The 6449-nt window shown below is 71.9% G+C and carries 4 protein-coding genes; all 4 read right to left on the bottom strand.

Annotation, left to right across the window (positions count from 1 at the left end):
• Positions 1–93: 93 nt before the first annotated feature.
• From recJ to carB, 4 genes are read right to left on the bottom strand one after another with little or no spacing between them, the layout of a single operon-like run.
• Positions 94–1815, bottom strand: coding sequence for a single-stranded-DNA-specific exonuclease RecJ (gene recJ, locus ABS41_RS13020; protein ID WP_290595054.1), 1722 nt, complete (start codon positions 1813–1815; stop codon positions 94–96).
• Entirely contained in the window at positions 1812–2729 is a 918-nt protein-coding gene (locus tag ABS41_RS13015) for a phosphoglycerate mutase (protein ID WP_290595053.1), read from the bottom strand. The genes recJ and ABS41_RS13015 overlap by 4 nt, the downstream gene beginning before the upstream one ends.
• Positions 2730–2733: 4 nt before the next feature.
• Positions 2734–3210 carry a transcription elongation factor GreA gene (gene greA, locus ABS41_RS13010; RefSeq protein ID WP_290595052.1) on the bottom strand — a complete coding sequence of 159 codons (477 nt, stop codon included), beginning with the start codon at positions 3208–3210 and terminating at the stop codon, positions 2734–2736.
• Positions 3207–6449: a carbamoyl-phosphate synthase large subunit gene (carB, locus tag ABS41_RS13005; protein WP_290595051.1), complete on the bottom strand. Its 3243-nt coding sequence runs from the start codon at positions 6447–6449 to the stop codon at positions 3207–3209. The genes greA and carB overlap by 4 nt, the downstream gene beginning before the upstream one ends.

Below are 6449 nucleotides of genomic sequence, written 5' to 3'. Positions count from 1 at the left end.
CTCCTACCCGTGCTTTCGAGCACTGCGCAACAGCGGCGTCCCGCACCCCGCTCTCACCCCAAACCCTAGGGCAAAAGCCAGACACAAGCGCCTTCAGGCCGGGGCGAGGTGGCGAACGAGGAGTTGCACGCCGCGCCGGCCGTTCCAGTCGTCGGGTTCGAGCTGGTAGGCGGCGTGCACGCGCGGCGGCGGGGCGCTGCCTGTCCAGCCGCCGAAATGGATGGCCGATACCGCCGCCCCGCCCGCTTCGGGTGCGAGCTCGAGCTTGAGGTGGCGCTCGCCGACGCGGCGCCAGCTGGCCACCCGGAACACGCCGTCGAACACCGGCTCCGGGAAACCCTGGCCCCAGGGCCCGGCCAGGCGCAGCTGGTCGGCCAGGTCGCGGGTGATCTCGCCTGCCGCGAGCTCGCCGTCGCTGGCCAGTTCCGCGCGCAGCAGCGAGGGCTCCAGCAGGCCGGCCACCACGGTTTCCAGCGCGGCGCGGAAGGCCGGCAGCTTGCCGGCATCCAGGCTCAGGCCCGCGGCCATGGCATGGCCGCCGAAGCGTTCGACCAGGCCGGGGTGGCGCGCATCCACGAGGGCCAGCGCGTCGCGCAGGTGCAGGCCGGGGATCGAGCGCGCCGAGCCCTTGAGCAGCGCGCTGCCCGGCTCGGCCGGGGCGAAGGCCAGCACCGGCCGGTGCAGGCGGTCCTTGAGCTTCGAGGCCACCAGCCCGACCACGCCCGGATGCCAGTCGGGCTCGTGCAGGCACAGCACCGACGGCAGTTCGCCCTCGCCCAGCGGCAGGCGCTGCACCAGCGCTTCGGCGGCGTCCACCATCTGCTGCTGCACGTCCTTGCGCTCGGCATTGATGCGGTCGAGCACGGCGGCCAGTTCGCGGGCGCGGTGCGGGTCGTCGCACAGCAGGCACTCGATGCCCAGGGCCATGTCCTCGAGCCGGCCGGCGGCGTTGAGGCGCGGGCCGATGGCGAAGCCGATGTCCGAGGCGGTGAGGCTGGGCTCGTCGCGCCTGGCGAGCTCGATCAGCGCCCGCAGGCCGGGCTGGCCCTGGCCCTGGCGCAGGCGCCGCAGGCCGGCGGCCACCAGCAGGCGGTTGTTGTAGTCCAGCGGCACCAGGTCGGCCACGGTGCCGACGGCGACCAGATCCAGCAGCACCGACAGGTCGGGCTCGGGCCCGGCGAACGCGCCGGACTCGCGCAGCTGCCGGCGCAGCGCCAGCAGCAGGTAGAACACCACGCCCACGCCGGCCAGGGCCTTGCTGGGGAAAGCGTCGTCGCCGAGGTTCGGATCGACGATGACATCGGCCTCGGGCAGGGTCTCGCCCGGCAGGTGGTGGTCGGTGACCAGCACCTGCCAGCCGCGCGCCCGCGCCGCCGCCACGCCGGCGTGGCAGGCGATGCCGCTGTCGACGGTGAGCACGAGGTCGGGGGCGAGCGCGACGAGGTCGTCCACCAGGCCCGGGGTCAGGCCGTAGCCGTGGGTCACGCGGTGCGGCACCTGGTAGCTGACCCGCCGCGCGCCCAGCAGGCGCAGGCCGCGCACCGCCACGGCGGTGCCGGTGGCGCCGTCGCAGTCGAAATCGCCCACTACCACGATGTGCGCATCGCGCGCGATGGCCTCGGCCAGCAGCGCCGCGGCCTGCCCCACCCGCCCGAGCGATTCGGGCGGCAGCAGGCGGGCCAGCTTGAGTTCGGCCTGCGCAGGTTCGGTGATGCCGCGGGCCGCGTACACCCGCTGCAGCACCGGCGGCACGGCCTCGGGCCAGGGGCCGTGCGCGGGAACCTCGCGACGGACGATGCGCAGGGCTGTGCTCACGCCAGCGCCGCCAGCGGCCGGCGCCAGAAGCGCCAGCGCTGGCCGGGGCGCAGCCACCAGGCGGCGCCGTCGGCGAAATCGAGCAGCACGCCGCGTTCGCCGGCTTCGGCCAGCGCGTTCGGCAGCAAGGCCTCGACGGCGGCCCAGTCGCGCAGCGCACGCAAGTCGAGCAGGCGGCCTTCGCCGGACTGCGGATGCGCCTGCGCCAGGGCCGCCAGCGAGGCCAGCGTGGCTTCGTCCGACCCGACGTCGCGCAGGCGCGCGCGCACGTGGTCGGGCAGCCGGCCGGCGCCCCAGAAGCACAGGCTGTTGACCGGAAGCTTGCCGGCGGCGATGCGCGCGGCGTTCACCGGGTGGTTGTGCAGCATCACCTGCGCCTCGTTGAGCAGGGCGCGCCAGCGGCGGCCCTCGGGGCCGTCGGGCAGGTGCAGGAACAGGTCGTCGCCCAGCACCGCCTCGGGCGGCGCGAAGGCCGGCAGGCGCGCCTCGACCGGCAGCGCCAGGTACCAGCGCGCCGGATGCGGCGCCGAAACCGGGAAGCCGGCGTCGCCGAACAGCGGCCGCAGCGGCTGCACCAGCGCTTCGGCCTCGTCGCGGGAAAGGCCCAGCTCGCCGATGGCCAGCACGCGCGCGCCGGTCATGTCCGGGCGCACGTAGGCCGGGTCGGCGCGCAGCCAGCTGTGCAGCGTCGCGTCGCCGGCATCGCGCTGGCGGGTGATGGCGGCCACCGGCCAGCCACGCGGCAGCAGCTCGAACCAGCGCAGCAGCTGGGCGCGCTCGCCGGCTTCGGCGGGCGGCAGCGCATCGGCGCGGGCCAGAAGGCGCGCCGTCGCGGGCGACAGCGGCTGGCCGGCAAAGCGCCGGCGTTCGGGCAGCAGCAGCGCGACGGCGGGCTCGGTCGGCGCGGCGGCCATGGGCTCAGCCCTCGTAGCGCACGCCGACGATGTCGTAGTCGCGGGCCCCGGCCGGCGCCTGGATGGTGACGGTGTCGCCCTCGTGCTTTCCGATCAGGGCGCGCGCCAGCGGCGAGGACACCGAGATCAGGCCGCGCTTGATGTCGGCCTCGAGGTCGCCAACGATCTGGTAGGTGACTTCATCGCCGGTGTCGCAGTCGGCCAGTTCGACCGTCGCGCCGAAGACCACGCGGCTGCCGGCATTGAGGGTCGAGACGTCGATCAGCTGGGCGTGCGAGAGCGTGTACTCGAGTTCCTGGATGCGGCCCTCGATGAAGCCCTGCTGCTCGCGCGCGGCGTGGTACTCGGCGTTTTCCTTCAGGTCGCCGTGGGCGCGGGCCTCGGCGATGGCATTGATCACCGCCGGCCGCTTGACCGACTTGAGGTGCTCGAGCTCCTCGCGCAGGCGCGCGGCGCCGGTGGTGGTCAGGGGGGCTCTCATCCGTGAAGCTCCTTGTGCAGCTCCTGCAGCGACCACACGCGGGCGTTGCCACGCGTGTCGGTGCCGCGGATCAGGGCGCGCGCGCCCGGGATCGTGGTGGAGTAAGTGACGCGGTGCTGCAGCGCCTCGCGCCGGATCGAGAACGAGTCGGCGATCGCCTGCTTGCCCTCGGTGGTGTTGACGATATAGCAGATCTCGCCGTTCTTGATCAGGTCGACGATGTGCGGGCGGCCCTCGATGACCTTGTTCACGCGCTCGCAGGCGATGCCCTGGCCCTGCAGGAACTTCGCGGTGCCCTCCGTGGCCACCAGGGTGTAGCCACGCTCGATCAGGTCCTGCGCCACCGGCAGCAGGCGCTTCTTGTCCGGGTCGCGCACCGAGACGAAGGCCTTGCCGGGCATCGGCGCCTTGATGTTGGCGGCTTCCTCGGCGCGGCCGAAGGCCTCGGCGAAGGTGCGGCCCACGCCCATCACCTCGCCGGTCGAGCGCATCTCCGGGCCCAGGATCGGGTCGACGTTCTGGAACTTGGCGAAGGGGAAGATGGCTTCCTTCACCGAGTAGTAACCCGGCACGATCTCCTTCGTGGCGCCCTGCTCGGCCAGCGACTTGCCGGCCATGCAGCGCGCGGCGATCTTGGCCAGCGGCACGCCGATGGCCTTGGACACGAAGGGCACGGTGCGCGAGGCGCGCGGGTTGACCTCGAGCAGGTAGACCGTCTCGCGGCCCTCGGCGTCGAAGGCGATGGCGAACTGCGTGTTCATCAGGCCCACGACCTTGAGCGCGCGGGCCAGCTCGGCCACCTGCACGCGCAGCTGGTCCTGCACCGCGGCCGACAGCGAGTACGGCGGCAGCGAGCACGAGGAGTCGCCCGAGTGCACGCCGGCTTCCTCGATGTGCTCCATGATGCCGCCCACCAGCACGTTGCCAGAGGCGTCGGCGATGATGTCCACGTCCACCTCGACGGCGTTGTCGAGGAAGCGGTCGAGCAGCACCGGCGAGTCGTTCGAGACCTGCACGGCCTCGCGGATGTAGCGCGCCAGGTCGGCATCCGAGTAGACGATTTCCATCGCGCGGCCGCCGAGCACGTAGCTCGGGCGCACCACCAGCGGGTAGCCGATCTCGTTGGCCAGGGCGATGGCCTGCTCGGCGTTGCGGGCCGTGCGGTTGGGCGGCTGCAGCATGCCCAGCTGCTCGACCAGCTTCTGGAAGCGCTCGCGGTCCTCGGCCAGGTCGATGCTGTCGGGGCTGGTGCCGATGATCGGCACGCCGTTGGCCTCCAGCGCGCGCGAGAGCTTGAGCGGGGTCTGGCCGCCGTACTGCACGATGACGCCCTCGGGCTTCTCCACCTCGACGATCTCGAGCACGTCCTCGAGCGTCAGCGGCTCGAAGTACAGTCGGTCGGAGGTGTCGTAGTCGGTCGAGACCGTTTCCGGGTTGCAGTTGACCATGATGGTCTCGTAGCCGTCCTCGCGCAGGGCGAGCGCGGCGTGCACGCAGCAGTAGTCGAACTCGATGCCCTGGCCGATGCGGTTGGGGCCGCCGCCGAGCACCATGATCTTGCGGCGGCTCGACGGCAGGGCCTCGCACTCGTCCTCGTAGGTCGAGTACAGGTAGGCGGTCTGGGTGGCGAATTCCGCGGCGCAGCTGTCCACGCGCTTGTACACCGGGCGCACGCCGAAGGCGCGGCGCAGGGTGCGCACGGCGGTCTCGTCGGTGCCGGCCAGCTGGGCCAGGCGCGCGTCGGCGAAGCCCAGGCGCTTGAGCTCGCGCAGGCGCGCGGCGTCCAGGCCCGCCAGGCCGGCGGCGGCCACGGCCTGCTCGGCCTTGACGATGTCCTCGATCTGGTCGAGGAACCACGGGTCGATGAAGCTCAGGCCGTACACATCCTCCACGCTCAGGCCGGCGCGGAAGGCCTCGGCCACCTGGAACAGGCGCTCCGGGCCCGGCTCCTTGAGCTCGCGGCGGATCTTGAGCAGGCCTTCCTCGCCGCGCGCGGCGTCGCCGGTCGGGTCGAAGCCGACCTTGCCGGTCTCCAGGCCGCGCAGGGCTTTCTGCATCGACTCGCTGAAGCAGCGGCCGAAGGCCATCACCTCGCCCACCGACTTCATCTGGGTGGTCAGGCGGGCATCGGCGGCCGGGAACTTCTCGAAGGCGAAGCGCGGGATCTTGGTGACGACGTAGTCGATCGCCGGTTCGAACGAGGCCGGGGTGGCGCCGCCGGTGATTTCATTGCGCAGCTCGTCGAGCGTGTAGCCCACGGCCAGCTTGGCGGCGACCTTGGCGATCGGGAAGCCGGTGGCCTTCGAGGCCAGGGCCGAGGAGCGCGACACGCGCGGGTTCATCTCGATCACCACCACGCGGCCGTTCTCGGCATTGATGCCGAACTGCACGTTCGAGCCGCCCGTGTCCACGCCGATCTTGCGCAGCACCGCGATGGAGGCGTCACGCAGGCGCTGGTATTCCTTGTCGGTGAGCGTCTGGGCCGGGGCGACGGTGATGCTGTCGCCGGTGTGCACGCCCATCGGGTCGAGGTTCTCGATGGAGCAGACGATGATGCAGTTGTCCGCCTTGTCGCGGACCACCTCCATCTCGAACTCCTTCCAGCCCAGCACCGACTCCTCGACCAGCACCTCGCCCACCGGCGAGAGGTCGAGGCCGCGCTTGACGATCTCCTCGAACTCCTCGCGGTTGTAGGCGATGCCACCACCGCTGCCGCCGAGCGTGAAGCTGGGGCGGATGATGGTCGGGTAGCCGACCTTGGCCTGGATCTCGATGGCCTGCTCGAAGCTGCGCGCCACCTCGGCCTTCGGGCACTCCAGGCCGATCTCCTGCATCGCCACGCGGAACAGCTCGCGGTCCTCGGCCATGCGGATGGCCTCGCGCGAGGCGCCGATCAGCTCGACGCCGTACTTCTCCAGCACGCCGGCGTCGGCCAGGTCGAGCGCGCAGTTGAGCGCGGTCTGGCCACCCATGGTCGGCAGCAGCGCGTCGGGCTTCTCCTTGGCGATGATGCGCTCGACCGTGGCGGCGTTGATCGGCTCGATGTAGACGGCGTCGGCCATCTCCGGGTCGGTCATGATCGTCGCCGGGTTCGAGTTGACCAGCACCACGCGGTAGCCCTCGTCGCGCAGCGCCTTGCAGGCCTGGGCCCCCGAATAATCGAACTCGCAGGCCTGGCCGATGACGATCGGGCCGGCGCCGATGATGAGGATGGTCTGGATGTCGCTGCGCTTGGGCAT

The sequence above is a fragment of the Arenimonas sp. SCN 70-307 genome, from assembly GCF_001724815.1.
Lineage (GTDB): Bacteria > Pseudomonadota > Gammaproteobacteria > Xanthomonadales > Xanthomonadaceae > Arenimonas.
The sequence above is the reverse complement of the archived record's forward strand: the minus strand, read 5'-3'. Positions and strand labels throughout refer to the sequence as shown.

Excerpts from the sequence above, each read along its gene's own strand:
- greA (WP_290595052.1), bottom strand. The coding sequence starts at position 3,210 with ATGAGAGCCCCCCTGACCACCACCGGCGCCGCGCGCCTGCGCGAGGAG.
- ABS41_RS13015 (WP_290595053.1), bottom strand. The coding sequence starts at position 2,729 with ATGGCCGCCGCGCCGACCGAGCCCGCCGTCGCGCTGCTGCTGCCCGAA.
- carB (WP_290595051.1), bottom strand. The coding sequence starts at position 6,449 with ATGCCCAAGCGCAGCGACATCCAGACCATCCTCATCATCGGCGCCGGC.